The following is a 22836-nucleotide window of genomic DNA, read 5'->3' on the forward strand; positions in this document are numbered from 1 at the left end:
GCTCGCGACGGTGAGCGGCAGGCATGGCGGAACTGTCTCTCGAGACGCCGACCCCTTGCCCACACGGAGAATTCAGATGTGTCCCACTATTGCATTGCTCGGTGACATCGGCACCGACCACGAGGGGTTTCACCCCTCTCCGGTGATTGCCGCGAGCCCGAATGTCTTCCTCGACGGCAAGCCGGTGGCCCGTCAGGGCGACCCGCTGGCACCCCACGACAAACCCAACAATCCCCCCCATCCGCGCAGCATCTCTGGCGGCGTCGGCTCAGTGCTGGTGAACGGCAAGCCCATCGCGGTGACCGGCACCGCCATCGGCTGCGGCGGCGTGGTGATTGGTTCGGGCAGCGGACAGGCAGGATAAGGAACCCTTCATGGCAGACAGCACAGGATTACAATTTACCGTCAAGGTGGGGGCCTTGCCCGAGACCACCTTCGTGGTGGCCGAGTTTGCACTGGAAGAGGCGCTGAACGGGCCCTTCCAGTTGCGACTGGAGCTGGCCAGCCCCCAGCCGGACATCGACTTTGGCGCCGTGCTGGACCAGCCCTGCGAGCTGCTGGTGTGGTACCAGGGCGAGCTGCAACGGCGGGTGTGCGGGGTGGTGAGCGACCTGGCGCAGGGGGACAGCGGCTTTCGGCGCACCCGCTACCAGCTCATGGTGCAGCCGGCGCTGTGGCGACTCTCCTTGCGCCAGAACTCCCGCATGTTCCAGGCGCAGAAGCCTGACGAAATCCTCAGCATCTTGCTGCAAGAGCACGGCATCACCGACTACGCCTTCGCGCTGAAAAACGAGCACGCTCAGCGGGAGTACTGCGTGCAGTACCGGGAGACGGACCTCGCGTTCGTCAACCGGCTGGCCGCCGAAGAGGGGTTGTTCTACTTCCACGAGTTCGAGCAGGGCAAGCACCGCATCGTCTTTGCCGACGATGCGGCGGCCCTGACCGCCGGCCCCGAGCTGTTCTTCAATCTGGGCAACCGTTCGCTGGAGCAGGGGCCCTACGTGCGCCAGTTCCACTACCGGGAGGCGGTGCGCCCCTCGGACGTGGAGCTGAAAGACTACAGCTTCAAGACCCCGGCCTATGGGCTGTCTCACAAGAAGCTGGGGGCCGAGCTTGAGCACCAGCGCGATACCTATCAGCACTTCGACTACCCGGGTCGCTACAAGCTGGACCCGAGCGGCAAGGCCTTTTCTCAGCACCGGCTGGATGCGCTGCGCAACGATGCGGTGACCGGCAGCGGCAAGTCCAACTGCGCGGCCCTGCTGCCGGGCCAGACGTTTTCGCTGACCGAACACCCGAACGGTGGCTTGAACACCGACTGGCAAGTGGTGCGCATCAGCCACACCGGATTACAGCCCCAGGCGCTGGAGGAAGAGGGCGGCAGCGGCCCGACCGTCTACCACAACGAATTTGCGGTGGTGAAGGCGAGCACCAGCTGGCGTGCCCGCATCGGCAGCCCACAGGCGCCTCACAAGCCGATGGTGGACGGCCCGCAAATCGCCACCGTGGTGGGCCCGGAGGGGGAGGAGATTTACTGCGACGAGCATGGCCGGGTGAAGCTGCAATTCCCCTGGGACCGCTACGGAAGCTCCAACGACCAGAGCTCCTGTTGGGTGCGGGTGAGCCAGGGCTGGGCCGGTGGCCAGTACGGCATGCTGGCCATCCCACGCATCGGTCATGAGGTCATAGTGAGCTTTTTGGAAGGGGACCCGGACCAGCCCATAGTCACAGGCCGGACCTTCCACGCCACCAACCGACCCCCCTACGAGCTGCCGGCTAACAAGACCCGCACCGTGCTGCGCACCGAGACCCATCAGGGGGAGGGGTTCAACGAACTGCGCTTCGAAGACCAGGCGGGGCAGGAAGAGATTTACCTTCACGGTCAGAAAGACCTGAACGTGCTGATTGAGAACGATGCGGCCTGGCACATCAAGCACGACCAGCACACCGACATTGACAATGAGCGGGTGACCCGCATCAAGGCCAATGACCATCTCACCGTGAATGGCGAGAAGCGTGACCACATCAAGGCTGATTACTCGCTCATCGTGGATGCGTCTATGCATCAGAAGCTGGGGCAATCCCTGCTGGTGGAGGCGGGGCAGGAGGTGCACATCAAGGTGGGTGACAAGCTGGTGCTGGAGGCGGGGGCCGAAATTACCCTCAAGGGCGGCGGCAGCTTCGTCAAGGTCGATCCGAGCGGCATCAAGCTGGTCGGCCCCGCCATCAAGCTCAATGCCGGTGGCAGCGCAGGATCGGGCTCAGGTTGGGCGGGCAAGGCTCCCGTGGTGCCCAAGGCCGTGGAAGTGGTCAAGGCGCCCGATGCGGTAGAGCTGCTCAAAGCCATTCCTACCGAGAAGGCGATGGAGGCGCTGCTCAAGGAGCAGAAGCCCGCGGCCTTCTACCTCTTTTCTGAATAAGGACGCAGCATGAAGTTTGCATTTCCCATCCTCACGGCCAAAGGGGAAGAGTTCAAAGACGTCAAGGCGCTGACAGCGTTGATCAATGGGGAAAAGTCAGGTCACTATCTGCTCGGCAATCACAACAAGTGGCACGGTGGCATTCATATCAGCGACAAGAGCGCCCCTTGGTGCAAGGATAAATACCCCGTCAGGGCCATCGCCGATGGCAAGGTAGTGGCATTCAGGATGATGGAGGATTACCTGATCTCCGAATTCCAGGGAGAATCCCTGCGCTATTCCAACTGCTTCTGTCTGGTGCAGCATGAATATTGTGAAATGAATCCAGAGACAAAGGCGAAAAACGAGTTCACCTTTTACTCGCTCTATATGCATTTGCTGCCCTGGCAGCACTACCAGAACACCGAGAAACTGGTACTGAAAAAGAACTGGAATGCCCGCAATTCGGTGCCCCATGCCAATCCCGATGAGGATCAGAAACGTGTAGATGCTGTCTTGCCCTGTTTCGCCCTGCCCAAGGATACCGAGCTGGAAATGGGCAGCGGCACTTCGTCGCAGAGAGGAAAGGTAGGCGGCAAGGAGTACGACTTCATCAAGGTGACCATCAAGAGCCAGCTTTCAAGTGCACAGCTCAAAGAGGGTGAGAAGGCGGGGGTATTGGTAAGCGAAGGGAGTTCGGTCTGGATTGCCAATAGCCCGGATGCGGTGACTTTTATCAAACCCAATCTGCCAAGTTGGCTATTCGATCAGATAGACGCCGAATTGCTGACCAATATGGCGGGTCGGGCAGATCCCACTCCTGATAATGAGACAGGTCGCCTGATGGCCGGCAGTGGCAGCGTCTCCCTGCCAGCGGGCACTAAAGTGCAGTATGATGCGCACCAACTCGAATTTCATTGGGTGGGTGACAAGGCGCGCAAGATGGCCAGATGCAAATATGTGATGCCGAGTGTGGACGGGGTGCCTGGAAGTTGTGGCTTGGCCTGGGTATGTGTGGAAGATGAATATATCAAGGTGAATGCGCGCGCACCGTCTCATCTTGGCGAGTTATATGTATTGTCTTCGCCGGTCGCCATCGCGGCGGGGGAGACCATCGGTTATCTCGGCCTGGTGGAAACACCGGGCTCGCTGATCGGGGGCAGGAAGAGCAAGCATCAGGTCCATCTTGAGGTATTCACCCAGGATCCCAGACTGGACGATGTATTGACCAACAAGGCCAATACAAAAGGCGGTGCTACCTATGCCAAGGTACCGGCAGAGCTTGTCTTGTATGAGAAGCAGAAGCAGGACGGTAAAGATCAGTGGGTGAAGACCGAGGGCAAGAGCCTGGAAGAGCTGATTGAATCGCCCAAGCTGGAGAAAGATGACGCAAAGAAGGAGTGGGTCTGCGTCTCGTCAGGAAAATATGTCGAGAAATCGCAAGTCGAGCTACTGAGTCAGCATGACTGGCTGAAGCTTGGTTTTAAAAAGGTCGATGGCTCTGGCTCCGATGGCTATCTGGATCCCGATGCGCCGCCGACCTTCTTCACCGACCTGGTCAAGAGCTTCGATACCGATGGTAATAATGAGCTCAGCAGCGAAGAGATCCTGGCAGCACTGCAAGACAGCGGTAATGCAGAGCAACTCCACAAACTTATCGTCAAGCATCCCAGCGAGTGGTACGAAAAATCCTCGGCCAGCAGTTATCTATGGCTGGACAAGTTGATGGCCAAAATTGGCCTACCCGATTTTGACCAACTGGTGGATCATGAAAAACAGCGGATCGATAAGCTGGAGTGGATGCAGAGTGCGACCAAGTTGAAACTTGGTAAGGATATTTGGCATTTTTACCCAATTATTTCATTTGCCGATGTGTCACATGATGATTGTGTTCTTATGTTTCATAAGATATCAAGAATAGTTCTTGCCCATGAGGGTGGGTTTGTTGATGACCCGTCTGATGCTGGTGGTGCGACTAACATGGGAATCGCATGGAATACATGGATCGCATATGCGGAAGAAGATATTGGTGTTAAGCCAACGTTGGATAACTTGAAGAAATTAACTACGGAACAGGCAGAAACTATTTACTATAAGAGATATTGGAAGCCGAGAGAATTCTGTAAATTTGAAAATATAAAAACTGCGTTGATGATATATGATTGGTCTATTACATCAGGCGGGGCTATAAGGGAAGTCAGTCGTCTTATTAATGATAAATATTCTCCTGTAAGTATTTCAGTGTCACTGAACGACGAGTTGATTTTCAAAATCAATGATATAGATGATCAGGACGGATTGGTTTCATCAATTGCAGATATAAGAAAAAAATATTATAGGGATCTGACTGTAGATAGTAAAACAGGGTTACCTAACAAGAATATAAAATTTCTTAAAGGCTGGATAAATCGAGTCAATGATTGTTTAGAGGTTACAATATGAAAGGTGTTGTTATTATCCTGGGTTTTATTCTTTCATTTTTTGCCTATGCAGATGTGTCTGGTCAGTGGGAGTGTAAGACATGTGCAAATACATCGATACAATTGACGCTACATGATGAAAATGGACATGTTAGTGGCAACTATTGTTTTATATCTAACAATGGTAATAGAATAGACTGTGATGGGAATAGTATATCTGGCGAGGCAAAAAACAACTCTGTTGAATTGGATTTCGTTAATTCATGGGGGGATGTAGGAAAAGCTATATTGACAGCTGATAAGGACGGTATTGTCTGGAAAACAAATGATAACACCCCGTTCTTACGCGCAAACATGGCAATGCCCTCCTCTTTTACTCTAAGAAGAATGAATAATAATGATGACTTACGGGCTAGGGTCTTAAAAGAATGTATAATTAAAAATGATGTAGATGTCACCAATGGTTTTGTAAGCAAAGGTCAGTTTGTGACTATTTTGGGAACAAATGATGATGGTTCAAAATTTAAAATAAAAATTATAAATAAAAATAACGATGTTATTGGTTGGTTATCAGACGAATGTGTAGAGATTGAGTGACGTACAGATCTAGTTATCACCAGACACCGGCTTTAAGCTGGTGTCTTTTAACCTGATAAATAAAAGTTATTAACTATTCTTATGGATGTCTTATTTATGACAAGTCGTATATATATTTAAATTCGCTACGGTAAACGGTCAAACATGAGTAAGAAATTGCAAATTCAGTAGATGGCCTGATAATTTTCTCATCATTAGGTCGATAGATATTTTTATTAAGGATTAAACAATATATGAAGCTTAAATTATTTATTTTCATGCTGGGCTTGGGATTGTCTAATATTGCTAGTGCTGGACTTTTTGACTCTAAAGAGGAAACTCTCCCCTTCAAATGTGGGCGTGAAGATTCCGTGCTCGCACTGACAGTGGCATTGCGTGACAGTGCCTTGTCAAAAATGTCAATATCACCGGATAAGCTAGACCGTTTTCAAAACCAAGTCGAAACAGTACCCATTAGTATATCTGATGTCTCGACTACAAGCGGCTCAAATAAAGAGCTTAAATGTATGGCAACAGTATCAATGACTGTTCCTGTTGAATTGAAAGAGTTATCAGAGAAGGCCCCAGGAGTATTCTCTGAGTTTATCAACGAAAGTCACGGCTTGTATAAGAATGGTGATTTATCATGGAAGAATATTTCATATAATGTAAGGTTGGCTGATAATGAGAAAGATATTTCAGTAGCTTTAGGTGAGACTTATTATGCCCCTATGTCATTGGCTAAGTCATCGTATTTGGCGATCACAAAAAACGAAATCATTCAGAGAAATGATCCATCCAGAGTGACCATTGCCAAGCAAGCTTATGAGGTAGAAGATGCTCGTTTGAACAAAATTTGGAAAGCTATTCCTGTATCATTCAGGTCGTCCATGAAAAATGAACAAGTATCCTGGGTGTGGGATAAAGAAAATAGTTGTGGCAAGATTGAATCTGCAAACGATACGAACTTATCAATATCTAGTAAAGTGGAACTATATGAATGCCAAACCGAAATGACTAAAACTCGAATTAAATATTTGAGTGGTCAGCAGTAAAATCCTGGTCCTCCACACTGGGAGGATTGAGTATTATGTACAGAGCGAGTTATCATCCGACACCGGCTTCAAGCCGGTGTTTTCTATGTCGCTTGAGTACATGCCTTCTTCGAGATCTATATCATTCCTGTCTTGAGTAGTTCCCTTCCTTCCTCTTCTCCCAACCCTGTAGGGCTCCTTGTTAGGCATGCTCAATCGGAGCTGTAGTCGGTCGTTATAAGGATTTGTATGAGGCTCTTTGGCGCTCGATATCGGGTCATACTGTCTTTCAACCCTCAGTCTCGTTCAGCCAATATCGATGCCTGATTAATTAACTCAGGGTTTTGTGGCCCCCGGCTGCGATCGTGCTGTGGGCGGTTCTATGGTTGGGGATCGGAAAGAAGCTAATAACAGCTGCGAATGATAAATGCTGTGACAACGCTTTCATTTTGAGCCACTGAATACCGGTAATAGGCCGAAGTTTAAATGTGGTTAATTCACGACTATCGAAATCTATCCCCTAATGGGTATTTGTTGCTTGAGAATGATTTTCGATAAGCCTTTGCTGCATATGGTTTTTTTATTTTCGTTGATGAGTTTTCTCCACGACTAATGCCCCGCGACTTGATGGAGATCAACATGAGGGCCGGGGGGGAGGCATAGCATTCCCGCAATTAAGCATTTGCCAAACAATGCTCACTGACGGGAATAAGACGAATGGTCGCGGATAATTTTTTATCGGCTCATGGAATTAATCGCCGTGATTTTATGAAATTGTGTGCCGGGATGGCCGCAACCCTGGGATTAAGTAATCAGGCGGTGGCGAAGATGGCCACCGCACTCACCAGCCCCGAGCGGCCTCCGGTGATCTGGATAGGGGCGCAGGAGTGTACCGGTTGTACCGAGTCGCTGCTGCGGGCAACCCACCCCACCATCGAAAACCTGATCCTCAACACCATTTCGCTGGAGTATCACGAGGTACTCTCGGCGGCCTTTGGTCATCAGGCGGAAGAGAACAAGCACAACGCCATCGAACGCTACAAGGGCAAGTATGTGCTGGTGGTGGATGGCTCCATTCCGCTCAAGGATGGTGGCGTCTACTGCATGGTGGCCGGTGAGCCCATTGTCGACCATATTCGGCGCGCCGCCGCCGACGCGGCCGCCGTCATCGCCATCGGCTCCTGCTCCGCCTGGGGCGGGGTGCCCGCCAGCGGCAGTAACCCCACGGGTGCCGTCAGCCTGGAGGAGGCCCTCGGCAACATAAGCGCCCCCATCATCAATATCCCGGGCTGCCCGCCCAATCCCCACAACTTCCTCACCACCGTGGCCTACTACATCACCTACGGCAAGCTGCCGGCGCTCGATGCCAAGAAGCGGCCGCTGTTTGCCTATGAGCGATTGATCCACGAGAACTGCGAGCGTCGCCCGCACTTCGATGCCGGCCGCTTCGCCAAGGAGTTTGGCGACGAGGGCCACCGGCAGGGCTGGTGTCTCTATCATCTGGGCTGCAAGGGGCCTGAGACCTACGGCAACTGCTCGACCCTGGAGTTCTGCGACGTGGGCGGCGGTATCTGGCCGGTGGGCATAGGCCACCCCTGCTATGGCTGCAACGAGCAGGGAGTGGGTTTTAGCAAGGGGATCTTCCAGCTCGCCAAGGTCGAGAATCCGACCCCGCGGGTGGAGAAACCCGATGTGGCCATCCAGGAGGGGGGCTATACCTCGCCCACCGCCACCGGCCTCATCGGCGGCGCCCTCGGGGTGCTGGTGGGGGTGAGCCTGATGACGGTGCGTGAACTCGGTCGTCAGCAGAAGCGCCACGAAGCCGGGCAGCACCCATCACGGGAGGAGTGACCGTGAACAGACGCAACTTCCTCAAGTTTGCCTCCGTCGGGGCGCTGGCGGCAGGCACGGCCGTACCGGGCACGGCCATGGCCGCCGCCAAGAACAAGCCGCCCATTCCCGGCTCGCTGGGCATGCTCTACGACTCCACCCTCTGCGTCGGCTGTCAGGCCTGCGTGGCGGAGTGCCAGCGTCTCAACGGCAACCCGGCCAATCCGGAGGGAGCTCAGACCTGGTCCACCAACGACAAGCTGACGCCCTACACCAACAACATCATCCAGATCTGGAAGAGCGGCAGCGGCGAGCACAAGGATCAGCTGGTGGATGGCTATGCCTACATCAAGAAGCAGTGCATGCACTGCGTCGATCCCAACTGTGTCTCGGTCTGCCCGGTGCAGGCCCTCAAGAAGGATCCCAAGACCGGCATAGTTCACTACGATCCGAGCGTCTGCACCGGCTGCCGTTACTGCATGGTGGGCTGCCCGTTCGACGTGCCCAAGTACGACTACGACAACCCGCTCGGCGCCATTCACAAGTGTGAGCTGTGCAACCAGCAAGGGCTCGAGCGCATCGATCAGGGCAAGCTGCCCGGCTGCGTCGAGGTCTGCCCCACCGGCGCCGTCATCTTCGGTACCCGCGAGGATCTGATGGCCGAGGCCAAGCGCCGGCTGCTGGCCACCCCCGGCAGTGAATACGCCTATCCCCGCCAGACCCTGGTGGCCAACGATCCTTATCGGCATGAAGTGCCCAACTACCAGCCTTACGTCTATGGCGAGAAGGAGGGGGGCGGCACCCAGGTGCTGGTGCTGGCCGGGGTGCCTTACACCAAGCTCGACATGCCTGACCTGCCCGAGCTCTCCTCCGGGGCGCGCTCCGAGCATATCCAGCACACCCTCTACAAGGGGATGGTGCTGCCCATGGTGGTGCTGACCGGTCTCTCCGTGTTGATCCGGCGCAATGCCAAGAAGCAGGAAAAGGGCCATGATCCCGAGCCGGGTCAGGGCAAAGAGAAGGGAGGCGACGACCATGAGTGAACATAAAGCGCATCCGCTCGGCGGCAAGCTGGTCAGCTGGCCCGTGCTGGTGCTGGCGCCCTTTGCCGTGCTGTGCGGCATCCTGATCTTGAAGCGCCTCATCTTCGGGTTGGGCTCGGTGACGGATCTGAACGGCGGCTACCCCTGGGGGTTGTGGATCTCGTTCGATCTGCTGATCGGCACCGGCTTTGCCTGCGGTGGCTGGGCCCTGGCCTGGGCCGTCTATGTGTTCAACAAGGGCGAATATCACCCCCTGGTGCGACCGGCGCTCCTGGCCAGCCTGTTTGGCTACTCCCTCGGCGGTCTCTCCATCACCATAGACGTGGGCCGTTACTGGAACCTGCCTTACTTCTACATTCCGGGTTTCTTCAACACCTCCTCGGTGCTGTTCGAGACGGCGGTCTGCATGACCATCTACATCGGGGTCATGGCGCTGGAGTTCGCCCCCGTGCTGCTGGAGAAGTTAGGCTGGAAGGCGTCGCTGATCCGGCTCAACAAGATCATGTTCTTCGTGCTGGCGCTGGGGGCCCTGCTGCCCACCATGCACCAGTCCTCCATGGGATCCCTGATGATAGTGGCGGGGGAGAAGATCCATCCGCTCTGGCAAAGCTATGAGCTGCTGCCGGTCTTCTCCCTGCTGACCGCCTTCATCATGGGCTTCTCCATAGTGGTGTTTGAGGGCTCCCTGGTGCAGGCGGGCCTGGCGGGACGCGGACCGAACGAGAAGCCGCTGTTCTACAAGCTGACCCAGGTGATCGACATCTTCCTGATCCTGTTTGTGGCGCTGCGCTTCGCCGAGATCGTCATCAACGACAAGTCGGAGTACCTCTCCGAGTTCAACCGCTACGCCATCATGTTCTGGAGCGAGATCGCGCTGATGATCTTCCCGCTGCTGGTGTTCCACTGGGACAAGAGCCGCCGGGATTCGCGCATGTTGTTCCTGGGTGCCCTCAGCATGCTGCTGGGCGCCGCCCTCTGGCGACTGGATTACTCCCTGCTCGCCTTCAATCCAGGCAATGGCTATCACTACTTCCCCAGTGCCGAAGAGGTGCTGATCTCCCTTGGCTTCGTCGCCATCGAGGTCTGTGCCTATCTGCTGCTGATCCGGCTGTTGCCGGTGCTGCCATCGCTGGAACGTGTTCACCAAGATTATCAGGCCCGAGGGAAAGCCAACGTATGAGCCAACGTATCACCATAGACCCCATCACCCGTATCGAGGGTCACCTGCGCATCGACTGCGAGATCGACGGCGGCGTCGTCACCAAGGCCTGGTCATCCGGCACCATGTGGCGCGGCATGGAGGAGATCCTCAAGGGCAACGATCCGCGCGACGCCTGGATGATAGTGCAGCGCATCTGCGGGGTCTGCACCTCGATCCACGCCATCGCCTCGGTGCGAGCGGTGGAGAATGCCATCGGCGCCAAGGTGCCGGTCAACGCACAATTCATCCGCAACCTCATCATCGCGGCCCACAACATCCACGATCACATAGTCCACTTCTACCAGCTCTCCGCGCTGGACTGGGTGGACATCACGGCAGCGCTGCAGGCCAATCCGCAAAAAGCGGCGGGCATCCTTAAAGGGGTGTCGACCTGGTCCCTCAACAGCGCCGAAGAGCTGACCAAGGTGCAGGAGAAGATCCGCGCCCTGGTGGCGAGCGGCCAGCTCGGCATCTTCGCCAACGGCTATTGGGGCCACAAGGCGATGAAGCTGAGCCCTGAGGTGAACCTCATCGCCGTGGCTCACTACCTGCAAGCCCTGGAGTGCCAGCGCGATGCCAACCGCATCGTCGCCATCCTGGGGGGCAAGACGCCCCACATCCAGAACCTGGCGGTGGGCGGGGTGGCCAACCCCATCAACCTGGATGCGCCCAGCGTGCTCAACCTCGAGCGGCTGCTCTATGTGAAAACCTTCATCGATCGGCTCGGCGAGTTCATCGAGCAGGTCTACAAGGTGGATGCCGCCATCATCGCCGCCCACTACCCCGAGTGGCTGGCGCTGGGGCAGGGCGCCAAACACTATCTGAGCGTGCCCGAGCTCCCCACCGATGCCGACGGCGGCAGCTTCCTGATGCCGGGCGGCTACATCGAGAACGGCGATCTGGCGAATTACCGCCCCATCGAGAGTCACCAGGATGCCTGGCTGATGGAGGGCATCGCCGAGAGCAACAAGCACGCCTGGTACAAGGACGATGCCCCGCTCAAGCCCTGGGAGGGCAAGACGGAGCCGAACTACACCGGCTGGCAGGATGACGGCAAGTACTCCTGGGTCAAATCCCCCACCTTCTACGGCAAGGTGGTCGAAGTGGGCCCGCTCGCCGACTTGCTGGTGAAGCTGGCGGCCAAGCACCCGGGCACTGTGACCCATTTCGATCAGCTCAACGGCATCTACCAGGCGCTGTCCGGCTCGGCCATCAAGCCTGCGCAGCTGCACTCCACCATGGGCCGCATCATAGGCCGCGCGGTGCGCTGCTGCGTGCTGAAGGACACCTTGTCCCACCAGTGGCAGGCGCTCATCGACAACATCGGCAAGGGGGACTTCAGCGCCTACATCAAGGCCGAGATCCCGGCGGACAAGGAGTTTCGCGGGGTGGGCTTCGAGGAGGCGCCGCGCGGCATGCTCTCCCACTGGATCGTCATCAAGGGCGGCAAGATCGAGAATTATCAGGCGGTGGTGCCCTCCACCTGGAACTCGGGCCCGCGCAACTTCAACGACGAGCCCGGCCCCTACGAGCAGGCGCTGGTCGGCACCCCGGTGGCGGATCCCGCCAAGCCGCTCGAGGTGGTGCGCACCATCCACTCGTTCGATCCCTGCATGTCCTGCGCGGTGCACGTGGTGGACACCCAGAACGGGGAAGTGACCCAGGTGAAGGTGCTGTGATGAACACCTTGATCCTGGGGGTCGGCAACCTGCTGCTGAGCGACGAGGCAGTCGGGGTGCGCATCGTCGAGGCGCTGGAGCGCGAATACCGTTTCGCCCCCGGTATCGACCTGCTCGATGGCGGCACCGCCGGCATGGAGCTGCTCGAGGAGATGGCGAACCGCGACCACCTCATACTGGTGGACGCGGTGCGCAGCGGCAACCCGCCTGGCACCGTCGTCACCCTGAGTGGCGAGGAGATCCCGACCCTGTTTGGCCGCAAGATCTCCCCCCATCAGCTCGGGCTGGCGGACGTGCTGTCGGCGCTGCACATGACCGGGGAGTCGCCCAGGCGGCTCAGCCTGATCGGGGTCGAGCCCGAATCCCTCGAACCCCGCATCGGCCTCACCTCTGTGGTGGCGGCGGCCATGGGGGAGGCGAGGGCGCGGATCCTGAACCTGCTGGCCGAGGCCGGTTGCCCGGCCATTCCCCTTTCCGAACAGGAAAGGGCCGCACGAGAGCAGGAGGGCGTATGGCGCAATCCCATCTGACCGAGGCCGCGGACGCGGTGGAGGAGCTTGCGGGTTTTGCCGGCGATCCCGCCCCCCTGCTGGTGGCCCAGTACGAGCGCATCGCCCGCGAGCAGATGGCCGATCTGCCCTTCTACCACACCGCCATGCCCATAGTGGCCGAGTGTGTGTTGTTCGAAGAGCAGTGGCTCGGCTGCGTGCTCACCCCCTGGATGCTGAGCGTGGTGGTGTTGCCCGGGCCGGATCAGCACTGGCCAAGGCGCGGCAGCGGCGAGCGTCTCGCCCTGCAACTGCCCTGTGGTGACATGACCTTCATGGTGGGGGAGCTGCCCGAAATAGGCCAGCTGCTCGCCTGCTCGCTGATGTCGCCACTGGACCCTCATCTCGGGGCGGAGGAGGGGAGGGCGCTGGTGGCCGGCACCCTCAGGATGCTGCACTCCCTGCCGCTGCAACAGGGTACAGGGGCGGTGGATCTGGGGCGCAGGCGGCTGTTTGGCGCGAGAGAGCGCTAGTCTGCCAGCACCGGCAAAGATAGACATGGGGCCCATCAGGCCCCTCATTCGCTTTTAGTGGTGGCCACTTTTCTTCCCGGGTGGCAGCAAGAGACGAGAACATTGATGACGATCCGACCCCTTGGCGCCGCCGTGCTGCTGGCCCTCTCGATGGGCGCCGGCGCGCAGAACGCCGCCCCCCAGCCCATGCCCGCCGAGCTCAAGCTCGCCATCGGCAGCGAGCCCACCGAAGGCTTCGATCCGCTGCTCGGCTGGAGCCACGGCAGCTACCTGCTGCTGCACAGCCCACTGCTCAAGCAGGGGGCCGACTTGAGCTGGCAGAACCTGCTGACCGAGTCGGTCAGCCCGAGCGAGGATGGCAAGGGCTGGCTCATCCGCCTCAAGCCCAGCCTTAAGTTCTCCAACGGCTCGCCGCTCGATGCCGAGGATGTGGCCTTCACCTACAACAGCGCCGCCAAGGGCGGTGGCAAGATCGACATGGGCAACTTCGTCGCCGCCCGGGTGGTGTCGCCGCGGGAGGTGGCCATCAGCTTGAGCGCCCCCCAGAGCACCTTCGTCAACGTGCTGGGGTCGCTCGGCATAGTGTCGAAGCGGGATTACGATCCCAAGCGCTACGCCCGCCAGCCGGTAGGCGCCGGCCCCTACCGGCTGCGGAGCTTCCTGCCCGGCCAGCAGCTGGTGGTGGAGGAAAACCCCTATTACGCCGGGGAGCACAACGACTTCAAGCGGCTGGTGTTCGTCTTCATCGACGAGGAGAGCGCCTATGCCGCCGCCCAGAGCGGCCAGCTCGACGTGGTACGCATCGCCCCCTCCCTGGCGCCGACGGTGCCGGCGTCGCTGAGGCTCTGGGTGCGCCCGAGCGTGGAGAACCGCGGCATCGTCTTCCCCATTCCACCCGCCGGCGGCAAGGATGCCAAGGGCAACCCCGTCGGCAACGACATAACCTCGGACGTGGCGGTGCGCCGCGCCATCAACTACGCCATCGATCGCCAGCTGCTGGCCGATCAGCTGCTGGAGGGGCACGCCATCCCCGCCTACAGCGCGGTGCAGGGGCTGCCCTGGTACAACCCGGCCAGCGCCTTCAAGGACGGGGATGCCGCCCATGCCAACGCCCTGCTCGAGGCCGCGGGCTGGCAGCGGGGCAGTGACGGCATCCGCCACAAGGGCGGGCTGCGCGCCGCCTTCACCCTCTGGTACACCAGCGGGGACAGCACCCGGCGGGATCTGGCCGAGGCGGTGCGCGCCATGCTCAGGCCCATCGGCCTCGATGTAGGACTCAAATCCGGCAGCTGGGAGCAGGTGGAGCGGGAGATGCACGCCAATCCGGTGATGATGGGCTGGGGCAGCCTGGATCCCATGGAGCTCTATCACCACTACCAGAGCGACGCCGGCGGGGTCGAGTTCTACAACCCGGGTTACTACCGCAATGCCGCGGTGGATGGCTATCTCAAGCAGGCGCTGGATGCCCCCGACTGGCGGGCGGCGCTGCCGTTCTGGCAGCAGGTGGAGTGGGATGGCAAGACAGGCGCCGGGGTGCAGGGTGATGCGGCCTGGGCCTGGCTGCTCAATGTGCAGCACACTTACCTGACCAACGCCTGCGTCGATCTCGGCAAGGGGGCGCCGGAGATCCACGGCAGCTGGTCCCTGCTGAACAACCTGCAGGATTGGCGGTGGACGTGCCGGTAGCCTCACCCCTGAGCACATCGGGTAAAGCCTTGGGCAAAGCCCTGCTGCGGCTGGCGGGACTGCTCTGCCTGGTGTCGGCCGCGACCTTCGTGCTGCTCAGCTACTCCCCCATCGATCCCATCAAGGCCTATATCGGCAACGATCTGCTGCACGTGCCCCCTGCGCAGTACGCCAGCATTGCCGCCCGCTGGGGGCTGGATCAGCCGCTGTGGCTGCGCTACTGGCACTGGTTCGGCCAGGTGCTGCGGGGGGATCTCGGCTACTCCATGCTCTACAACGCGCCTGTCACCGAGGTGATCGGCAGCCGCTTCGCCGCCTCTTTCGCGCTGCTGGCGGGGGCCTGGCTGCTGTCGGGCGGCGCCGGCATCCTGCTCGGCCTGTGCGCCGGCCGTTATCTCAACCGCTGGCCGGACAGGCTCATCTGCCGCCTCAGTTACCTGCTCGCCTCTCTGCCCACCTTCTGGGTCGGCCTGCTGCTGCTGGCCCTGTTCGCGGTGCACTGGCCGCTGCTGCCGGTCTGCTGCGCCTGGACGCCGGGCCTCGGCGCGGACCAGGTGGACTGGGCCGAGCGGCTGCGCCACCTCATCTTGCCGATCACCACCCTGGCCTTGCTCGGGATGGGCAACATAGCCCTGCACACCCGGGGGCGGGTGGCCGAGGTGCTGGCGAGCGACTTCATCCGCTACGCTCGCGCCCAGGGGGACGGCGGCTGGCCCATGCTGCGCTTTCACGTGCTGCGCCACGCCCTGACCCCGGCGCTCTGCCTGCAGTTTGCCTCCTTGGGTGAGCTTATCGGCGGCTCGCTGCTGGCGGAGAAGGTGTTTGCCTACCCAGGGCTCGGGCAGGCGACGGTGGACGCCGGGCTGCGAGGGGACATCCCCCTGCTGATGGGCATAGTGTTGTTTTGCACCCTGCTGGTGTTCCTCGGCAACGGCGTCGCCCGCCTGCTGGTGGCCCGCATGAGCCGGGGTTGGGAGGGTCCGCATGCTGTTTAATCCGCTGCCCTCCCTGCTGCGCCTCGCGCTGGCCCTGAGCTGCCTCGGGCTGCTGGCCTGCTATGGCTGGAATCTGTCGGTGCAGGACGTGCCCATGGATCTGCTGGCCCGCCAGCAGGCCCCCTCGGCGCTGCACTGGTTCGGCACCGATCAGATGGGGCGGGATCTCTGGCAGCGGGCCTTCCTCGGCACCCTCACCAGCCTGGAGCTCGGCGTCAGCACCGCCCTGTGCAGCGGCCTGCTGGCCATGCTGGCGGCCAGCCTCTCGCTGCTGCACCCCAGGTGCGACTATCTGGTGCGGCTGCTCATCGATGCCATGCTGGCGCTGCCCCACATGCTGCTGCTGATCCTCATCTGCTTCACCCTGGGGGGCGGCCTGCACGGGGTGATCCTGGCGGTGGCGCTCACCCACTGGCCCAAGCTCGCGCTGATCCTGCGGGCCGAGGCGAGGCGGATCGCCTGCAGCGACTACGTGGTGCTGGCGCGCTGCCAGGGGATGGGGCCGCTGCGGCGCTGGTGTACTCACCTGCTGCCCGGCCTGCTGCCCCAGTGGTTCATCGGCACCCTGCTGATGTTCCCCCATGCGGTGCTGCACAGCGCCGCCCTGAGTTTTCTGGGGTTTGGCCTGGCGGCCCACGAGGCCTCCCTTGGGCTGCTGCTGGCCGATGCCCTGCGTTATTTGGCGGGGGGCGGCTGGTGGCTGGCGCTCTTCCCCGGTCTGATGCTGTTGCTGCTGGTGCTGCTGTTCGATCAGGCTACCCGCGCCCTGCAGCAGCTCTGGTTTGGGGGTGAACCATGCTGATATTTGAAACCGCCACCTGGCGTCAGCACAGTCTGGCTGGCGCTCTTCCTCAGTTTCATGATGTTGTCGCTGGCGCTGCTGTTCGATCAGGTTACTCGCGCGCCCTGCAGCAGCTCTGGTTTGGGGGTGAACCATGCTGATACTTGAAACCGCCACCTGGCGTCAGCACAGTCTGGCTGGCGCTCTTCCTCAGTTTCATTATGTTGTCGCTGGCGCTGCTGTTCGATCAGGTTACTCGCGCGCCCTGCAGCAGCTCTGGTTCGGGAGCAATGAGCGATGCTGAGCTTCGACAACGTCACCATAGAGGCGGCCCGCTACAACTGGCTGGGGCGCCGCCGTTGGCAGCCCTTGCTCTGCGACATCAACTTGCAACTGGCCCCCGGCGAGATAGTGGCGCTGGTGGGGGGCAGCGGCGAGGGCAAGAGCCTGTTGCTGCAGAGCGCCCTCAGCCTGCTGCCGGACAACCTGCGCATGAGCGGCACCATAGCGCTCGACGGCGCCCCGCTGTGCGACGAGGGGCGGGCCCGCCTGCGCGGCCACACCCTCTGCCATGTGCCGCAGGGGGTGAGTGCCCTCAACCCCCTGCTGACGGTGGAGCGCCAGCTCGGCCGCGCCGCCCGGCTCAGCGGCCAGAGCGGCTCCCACGAGCGGCTCTGCCAGCAGTTGCAGCGCTACCAGCTGCCGCCGGCGACCCTGGTGCATTATCCGCGTCAGCTCTCCGGCGGCATGGCCAAGCGTATCCTGGCCTGCGCCGCGGCGCTCGGCGGGGCGCGCTTCATCCTGGCGGACGAGATCACCGCCTGGCTCGACGAGGGGCTGGCCTGCCTGCTGCTGGGCCAGCTGCGCGAGCTCGCCCGCCAGGGCAGCGGCATCCTCTGGGTCACCCACGATCTGGCGCTGGCGGCCCGCTTCGCGGATCGCATAGTCGCGCTCCATCAGGGGCGGGTGAGCGACAGCCTGAGCAGCCAGCAGCTGCGCCAGGGGCAGGGCAGCCCCATGTTGCGTGCCCACTGGCAGGCGCTGCCGGAGTTCAATTCACTCTTTTGCACGCCGGAGGCTTCCCGATGATGGCGTCGCTGGAGCGGATCGCTTTTCAGGCTGCGGGCATTCAGTGGCAGGCGCTGCCGGGGTTCCATTCACTCTTATCTGCACCGGAGGTCTGCTGATGTTCGAGGTACGGGATCTCAGCCTCCATCAAGGGGAGCGCTCCCTCTGGCAGGGGCTGACGCTGGCGATCAAGGCCGGTGAGCGGCTCGGTCTCGCGGCCCCCAGCGGCCATGGCAAGACCACCCTGGGGCGGGTGCTGGCGGGCTGGCAGCCGGCGGGCGAGGGGGGTCAGATCCTGCTGGATGGCCAGCCTCTGCCAGTCAAGGGCTATTACCCGGTGCAGCTGGTGCCCCAGCACCCCGAGCTCTGCTTCAACCCCTATCGCAGCACCGGTCAGGCGCTGTGGGATGTGTGGCGCCCGGACGAGGCCATGCTGGCGCGTTTCCTGGTCAAGCCCGAGTGGCTCGGCCGCAAGCCGGGTCAGCTCTCCGGCGGCGAGCTGGCGCGCATCGCCCTGCTGCGGGCGCTCGATCCCCGCACCCGGCTGCTGATCGCCGACGAGGTGACCGCCCAGCTGGATCCGCAGATCCAGCGCCACATCTGGCAGGAGTTGATGAGAGAGTGCGAGAGCCGGGGGCTCGGCATGCTGGTGTTCAGCCACCAGCAGGCGCTTCTGCGCCAGGTGTGCCACCGGCTGATCCGCGTCGGTGAGGGGCCATCCGAGCAGGCGCCCGTCGTGAGCAGCGCGGCCTGAGTGCCGGCGTCCCCCTCATCCCCAACCCTTCTCCCGCGAGGGGAGAAGGGAGTGCAGATGGCGACCTCGGATGATCTCTTCGCTTGAACGAGTTGTGCCAGTCGCGGTGGTGAAAGGTGGTCAGGTATGAGCAAAGATGCAGTCCCCTCTCCCTGGGGAGAGGGCCAGGGTGAGGGGGCGACGCACATGAGAAGCGGGCAGTTTGGCGCAGATAGCCATAGCCACTCGCAAGGTTCGAACATAACAAGAGAGGGAGGCATCAGCCTCCCTCTCTTGTTATCAACATTCCCGGCACCTTGGTGGCGGTAGGTTCGATTAGCGCAGCGTAATCGGACGCTCGTAACCTCAGGCGCTGGCGAGCCAGTTGAGCCAGGCGTCCATCCCTTCGCCGGTGGTGGCGCTGAGCTGGATCACCTGGATATAGGGGTTGACCCGCTTGGCGTTCTCGATGCAGCGCGCCACGTCGAAGCTGACATGGGGCAGCAGATCCGTCTTGTTGATGATCATCAGCTGGGCGGCGGCGAACATGTCCGGGTATTTCAGCGGCTTCTCCTCCCCCTCGGTGACCGAGAGGATGGCGACCTTGTACTTCTCGCCGAGATCGAAGCCGGCGGGGCAGACCAGGTTGCCCACGTTTTCGATGAAGAGGATGCCCCCTTCATTGGCGGGCAGCTGGTGGCAGGCGTCGTGCACCATCTTGGCATCCAGGTGGCAACCCTTGCCGGTGTTGATCTGGATAGCGGGCACCCCGGTGGCCCGGATGCGATCCGCATCGGCACTGGTCTGCTGATCCCCCTCGATCACGGCGCAGGAGCGCTGGCCCTCCAGTCGGCGCAGGGTCTCGCACAGCAAGGTGGTCTTGCCCGAGCCCGGGCTCGACACCAGGTTCAGCACCAGCTGACCGGCCTGGTCGAAGTGCTCCCGGTTGTGGACCGCCAGCTTGTTGTTCTTGGCCAGCACATCCATCTCGATGGCGATCAGCTGACGCTGGCCCATGCCCGGCACCGACAGCCCCGCCGCGCCCTTGCCATAGTGCAGATCCGCATGCTGATGGGCATGGCCATGCTGGTGAGCCTGTTTATGATGGTGCTCGTGGCCGTGATCATGGGAGTGGGCATGATGGTGCTCATGCTCATGCTCATGCTCATGATGATGTTCATGGTCGGCGGCGTGATCGTGGGGGTGATCGTGATGATGCTCATGGTCGGCGGCGTGATCGTGGGAGTGAGCCTGATGATGTCCATGGTCGGCGGCGTGATCATGGGGGTGCGCATGATGATGCCCTTGAGCCTGGGGCTGGCCGGCCTGCACAGTGCCCACCCCGTGGTAGTGGTGATGGACATCCTCCTGATGGTGGTAGTGATGGTGAATGATCAGGGTGCGCGGCGCTGGCTGCCGATGAGCGTGCTCATGGTCGTGATCGTGGCCGTGCTCGGCATGATGCTGGTGTTCGTGCTGGTGTTCATGTTCATGTTCATGATCGTGCCCGGCGATTCGTGCCTGGCCGCATCCGCATACGCTACACATATCAACTTACCTCGATGTCGGTGATGCGCAGGCTATCGCCCTGCGCGACTCGTAATTTGTATCCGCCACACAGGGGGCAGGCCTGGCCGCGCTCGGTGAGGGTCACCGTCTTGCTGCAGTCGTAGCACCAGCCCTCGGCGGCCTGGTGCTGAAAATGCAAGCTGGCGCCCTCGACGGCCGTGCCTTTGGCGGCGGCCTCGAAGCAGAAGGCGATGGTATCGGGGTCGACGCAGGAGAAACTGCCGACCTCCAGCCAGAGTGCGGTGACCCTGGTAAAGCCGCGCTGGCTGGCCTGCTCGGCCGCCAGATCGATGGCCGCCATGGCAAGGGACATCTCGTGCATGATCAGGGCTCCTTTGGCCGGGTGCTTAGCAGATGCGGGGGAGCAGCTCGCCCTGTGGCAGTTCGAGATAACGGCGGCTGCCCCAGGGGTTGTTGAGGATCACCTTGTGCTGGGTGCTCTCTTTCACCACCCCGATCCGGCTGGCGGAGGGGTTGAAGGCGCGCAGCAGCGCCAGCGCGGCGTCCGCCTGCTCGGCGGGCAGGGCCAGCACCATGGTGCCTTCGTTGGCGAGATCATGAGGCTCGAAGCCGTACAGCTCGCACAGGCCGCGCACCGGATCGCACACCGGAATGGCGGACTCTTCCAGCTCGATGGCGACCCCGGAGGCGGTGCTCCATTCGTTGAGCACGGCGGCGAGCCCGCCCCGGGTGGCATCGCGCAGGGCGTGGGGGGTGAGCCCCGCCGCCAGCAGCGCCTCGACCTGGGGCCAGAGGGTGGTGCAGTCGCTCTTGAGCGCGGAGCCCAGTTGCAGGGCGTCGCGGGCCATCAGGATGCAGGCGCCGTGGCTGCCGATATCCCGCGACACCAGGATGGCGTCATCTGGCTTGAGGTTGCGCACCGAGATCCCCCGGCTCTGTTCGGGCAGGGGGAAGGTGCCGACCCCGCTGGTGTTGATGAACAGCTTGTCCGCCGCCCCCCTCGGCACCACCTTGGTGTCGCCGCAGACGATGCGGGCGCCGCTCTTGGTCAGTTCGGAGGCCATGGACTCGACGATGCGGGCGAGATCGGCGTAGGGGAAGCCCTCCTCGATGATGAAGCTGCAGCTCAGGTACTCGGGCCTGGCCCCCATCATGGCGAGATCGTTGACGGTGCCGGCGATGGCCAGCTTGCCGATGTCGCCCCCCTCGAAGAAGAGCGGGGAGACGGTGAAGCTGTCGGTGGTGAAGGCGACGGGGCCTTGCACCGGCAGCAGGGCGGCGTCTTCACCGCGCAGCAGGATCTCGTTGCCGAAGTGGCGGAAGAAGAGCTGGTTGATCAGCTGGTTCATCTCGACGCCGCCGCCACCGTGGCTAAGTTGAATCTCTCTCATCGGGATGGGGTCTCCAGGTAGTGATAGAAGCAGACGGGTTCATCTCGCCCCATCACCCGACCACAGTGGCTAAGTTGAATTTCTCTCATGCTCATTGGATCCCCATATAGCGGTAATAGGCGTTACAGGCCCCCTCTGAGCTGACCATGCAGCTGCCCATGGGCTGGGTCGGGGTGCAGCCCCGGCCGAAGACCTTGCACTGGTTCGGCTTGGCCAGCCCGCGCAATATGTCGGCGCACTGACAGGCCTTGTGATCGTCGATGGGGGTCTGACTGAGCTGGAAGTGGCGCTCCGCATCGCGGGCGGCGAAGGCGTCCCGCAGGCGCAGGGCGGAGGCGTTGATGTCGCCGAGGCCGCGCCAGCGAAAGTGCTCGCGGGTCTCGAAATAATGGGCCACCAGCCGCTGGGCGGCCTGGTTGCCGCTGGCGGTGACGGCGCGGCTGTATTGCACCTCCAGCGCGCAGCGCCCCTCTACCTTCTGGCGCACCATCATCAGCAGCGCCTCCATCACGTCCACCGGCTCGAAGCCGCTCACCACCACGGGCACCCGATAGCGCTCGACTATGGGCAGATAGATGTCGGCGCCGGTGATGACGCTGACGTGGGAGGGGCCGATGAAGGCGTTCACCTTGGCGACCCCGTCGGCCATCACGGCGTGAATGGCGGGGGGCACCAGCACATGGTTGATATGAAACAGCAGGTTGTTCACCCCCGCTGCGTCAGCCGCCGCCAGCAGCGCGGCCGTCATGGGGGTGGAGGTCTCGAAGCCGATGGCGAAGAAGACCACCGTCTTGTCCGGGTTCTCGGTGGCGATGCGCAGGGCATCGAGCGGGTCGTAGACGGGGCGGATGTCGCTGCCCCTGGCCCGCTGCTGGGCCAAGGATCCCTTGGAGCCCGGCACCCGGATCATGTCCCCCAGGGTCACCAGGATGACATCGGGCTGGCCGGCCAGCTCTATGGCCTGATCGATGCGCTCCTTGGGCATCACGCAGACCGGGCAGCCGGGGCCGTGGACGAACTCTATGCTGTCCGGCAGCAGCTGGGGCAGGCCGTACTTCATGATGGTGTGGGTATGGCCGCCGCACACCTCCATCACCCGCAGGGGTTCGGGCATATCCTTGGCCAGCGCATGGATCTGGGCGGCGAGGGCGCGGATCACCTCGGGCTGGCGAAAGCCCTGAAACAGGTCATTGAGCGTCAGCATGGCAAGATGTCCTGCTTGGGCATCAGGGCCACCATCTGGCGGAAGCTCTCCAGGCTGGCCTGGGCCTCCTCCTCGTCAATCTTGCTCATCACGAAACCGATGTGGAGCAGCACATAGTCCCCCAGGGCCAGGGGATCCTCGAGCAGCATGCAGCTGACCCGGCGCTGCACCCCCAGGGTGTCGACGGTGACGCAGTTATCTTCGGGGTGCAGCTGCACCACCTGGGAAGGAATGGAAAGGCACAT

The 22836-nt window shown here is 61.0% G+C and carries 21 protein-coding genes; 16 read left to right on the forward strand and 5 right to left on the reverse strand.

Annotated features, from left to right (window positions below):
* Positions 1-76: 76 nt before the first annotated feature.
* The 16 genes from AACW18_RS06630 to AACW18_RS06705 all read left to right on the forward strand — a co-directional run bounded on the left by AACW18_RS06630 (position 77) and on the right by AACW18_RS06705 (position 18487).
* Positions 77-364, forward strand: a complete 288-nt coding sequence (locus AACW18_RS06630; protein ID WP_042653499.1) for a type VI secretion system PAAR protein — start codon at positions 77-79, stop codon at positions 362-364.
* A gap of 10 nt (positions 365-374) precedes the next feature.
* Positions 375-2420 (forward strand): type VI secretion system Vgr family protein, encoded by a 2046-nt coding sequence (gene tssI / locus AACW18_RS06635; RefSeq protein WP_218388151.1) that lies wholly within the window; start codon positions 375-377, stop codon positions 2418-2420.
* Positions 2421-2429: 9 nt separating this feature from the next.
* Positions 2430-4841, forward strand: coding sequence for a glycoside hydrolase family 108 protein (locus AACW18_RS06640; protein WP_218388152.1), 2412 nt, complete (start codon positions 2430-2432; stop codon positions 4839-4841).
* A complete protein-coding gene (locus AACW18_RS06645; RefSeq protein WP_218388153.1) occupies positions 4838-5416 on the forward strand; it encodes a hypothetical protein in 579 nt (192 codons plus the stop codon). Before AACW18_RS06640 ends, AACW18_RS06645 begins: the two co-directional genes overlap by 4 nt.
* Before the next feature lie 233 nt (positions 5417-5649).
* A complete protein-coding gene (locus AACW18_RS06650) occupies positions 5650-6450 on the forward strand; it encodes a lysozyme inhibitor LprI family protein (RefSeq protein ID WP_218388154.1) in 801 nt (266 codons plus the stop codon).
* 696 nt (positions 6451-7146) lie between these two features.
* Positions 7147-8280: a hydrogenase 2 small subunit gene (gene hybO, locus AACW18_RS06655; protein ID WP_218327948.1), complete on the forward strand. Its 1134-nt coding sequence runs from the start codon at positions 7147-7149 to the stop codon at positions 8278-8280.
* A gap of 2 nt (positions 8281-8282) precedes the next feature.
* The gene (hybA, locus tag AACW18_RS06660; RefSeq protein ID WP_218388155.1) at positions 8283-9302 is read left to right on the forward strand and encodes a hydrogenase 2 operon protein HybA; all 1020 of its coding nucleotides are present in this window, start codon (positions 8283-8285) and stop codon (positions 9300-9302) included.
* Complete coding sequence (gene hybB / locus AACW18_RS06665) at positions 9295-10482, forward strand: Ni/Fe-hydrogenase cytochrome b subunit (protein WP_042653504.1); 1188 nt, start codon at positions 9295-9297, stop codon at positions 10480-10482. The genes hybA and hybB overlap by 8 nt, the downstream gene beginning before the upstream one ends.
* Positions 10479-12182 carry a hydrogenase 2 large subunit gene (gene hybC / locus AACW18_RS06670; protein ID WP_218292295.1) on the forward strand — a complete coding sequence of 568 codons (1704 nt, stop codon included), beginning with the start codon at positions 10479-10481 and terminating at the stop codon, positions 12180-12182. The genes hybB and hybC overlap by 4 nt, the downstream gene beginning before the upstream one ends.
* Positions 12182-12712: a HyaD/HybD family hydrogenase maturation endopeptidase gene (locus tag AACW18_RS06675; protein WP_218292296.1), complete on the forward strand. Its 531-nt coding sequence runs from the start codon at positions 12182-12184 to the stop codon at positions 12710-12712. Before hybC ends, AACW18_RS06675 begins: the two co-directional genes overlap by 1 nt.
* Positions 12694-13203, forward strand: a complete 510-nt coding sequence (hybE, locus tag AACW18_RS06680) for a hydrogenase-2 assembly chaperone (protein WP_218388156.1) — start codon at positions 12694-12696, stop codon at positions 13201-13203. The genes AACW18_RS06675 and hybE overlap by 19 nt, the downstream gene beginning before the upstream one ends.
* 105 nt (positions 13204-13308) lie before the next feature.
* The gene (locus AACW18_RS06685; protein WP_218388157.1) at positions 13309-14889 is read left to right on the forward strand and encodes an ABC transporter substrate-binding protein; all 1581 of its coding nucleotides are present in this window, start codon (positions 13309-13311) and stop codon (positions 14887-14889) included.
* Complete coding sequence (locus tag AACW18_RS06690; protein ID WP_042653508.1) at positions 14874-15884, forward strand: ABC transporter permease; 1011 nt, start codon at positions 14874-14876, stop codon at positions 15882-15884. Before AACW18_RS06685 ends, AACW18_RS06690 begins: the two co-directional genes overlap by 16 nt.
* Entirely contained in the window at positions 15874-16686 is an 813-nt protein-coding gene (locus AACW18_RS06695; RefSeq protein WP_042653509.1) for an ABC transporter permease, read from the forward strand. The genes AACW18_RS06690 and AACW18_RS06695 overlap by 11 nt, the downstream gene beginning before the upstream one ends.
* 276 nt (positions 16687-16962) lie before the next feature.
* A complete protein-coding gene (locus AACW18_RS06700) occupies positions 16963-17754 on the forward strand; it encodes an ATP-binding cassette domain-containing protein (RefSeq protein WP_139744833.1) in 792 nt (263 codons plus the stop codon).
* A 97-nt stretch (positions 17755-17851) separates the two neighbouring features.
* A complete protein-coding gene (locus AACW18_RS06705) occupies positions 17852-18487 on the forward strand; it encodes an ATP-binding cassette domain-containing protein (RefSeq protein WP_218388158.1) in 636 nt (211 codons plus the stop codon).
* Between the two features lie 345 nt (positions 18488-18832).
* Here the strand turns inward: AACW18_RS06705 and hypB are convergent, their stop codons facing one another.
* The 5 genes from hypB to AACW18_RS06730 form a co-directional block, all read right to left on the reverse strand.
* Complete coding sequence (hypB, locus tag AACW18_RS06710; RefSeq protein ID WP_218388159.1) at positions 18833-20014, reverse strand: hydrogenase nickel incorporation protein HypB; 1182 nt, start codon at positions 20012-20014, stop codon at positions 18833-18835.
* Between the two features lies 1 nt (position 20015).
* Positions 20016-20357 (reverse strand): hydrogenase maturation nickel metallochaperone HypA, encoded by a 342-nt coding sequence (hypA, locus tag AACW18_RS06715; RefSeq protein ID WP_033130233.1) that lies wholly within the window; start codon positions 20355-20357, stop codon positions 20016-20018.
* A 25-nt stretch (positions 20358-20382) separates the two neighbouring features.
* Entirely contained in the window at positions 20383-21387 is a 1005-nt protein-coding gene (gene hypE, locus AACW18_RS06720) for a hydrogenase expression/formation protein HypE (RefSeq protein ID WP_218388160.1), read from the reverse strand.
* A 91-nt stretch (positions 21388-21478) separates the two neighbouring features.
* Positions 21479-22591 carry a hydrogenase formation protein HypD gene (gene hypD, locus AACW18_RS06725; protein WP_218388161.1) on the reverse strand — a complete coding sequence of 371 codons (1113 nt, stop codon included), beginning with the start codon at positions 22589-22591 and terminating at the stop codon, positions 21479-21481.
* Positions 22585-22836 (reverse strand): HypC/HybG/HupF family hydrogenase formation chaperone, encoded by a 252-nt coding sequence (locus tag AACW18_RS06730; RefSeq protein WP_033130236.1) that lies wholly within the window; start codon positions 22834-22836, stop codon positions 22585-22587. The genes hypD and AACW18_RS06730 overlap by 7 nt, the downstream gene beginning before the upstream one ends.

The organism is Aeromonas sp. sia0103, assembly GCF_963895295.1.
GTDB classification, from domain to species: domain Bacteria; phylum Pseudomonadota; class Gammaproteobacteria; order Enterobacterales; family Aeromonadaceae; genus Aeromonas; species Aeromonas encheleia.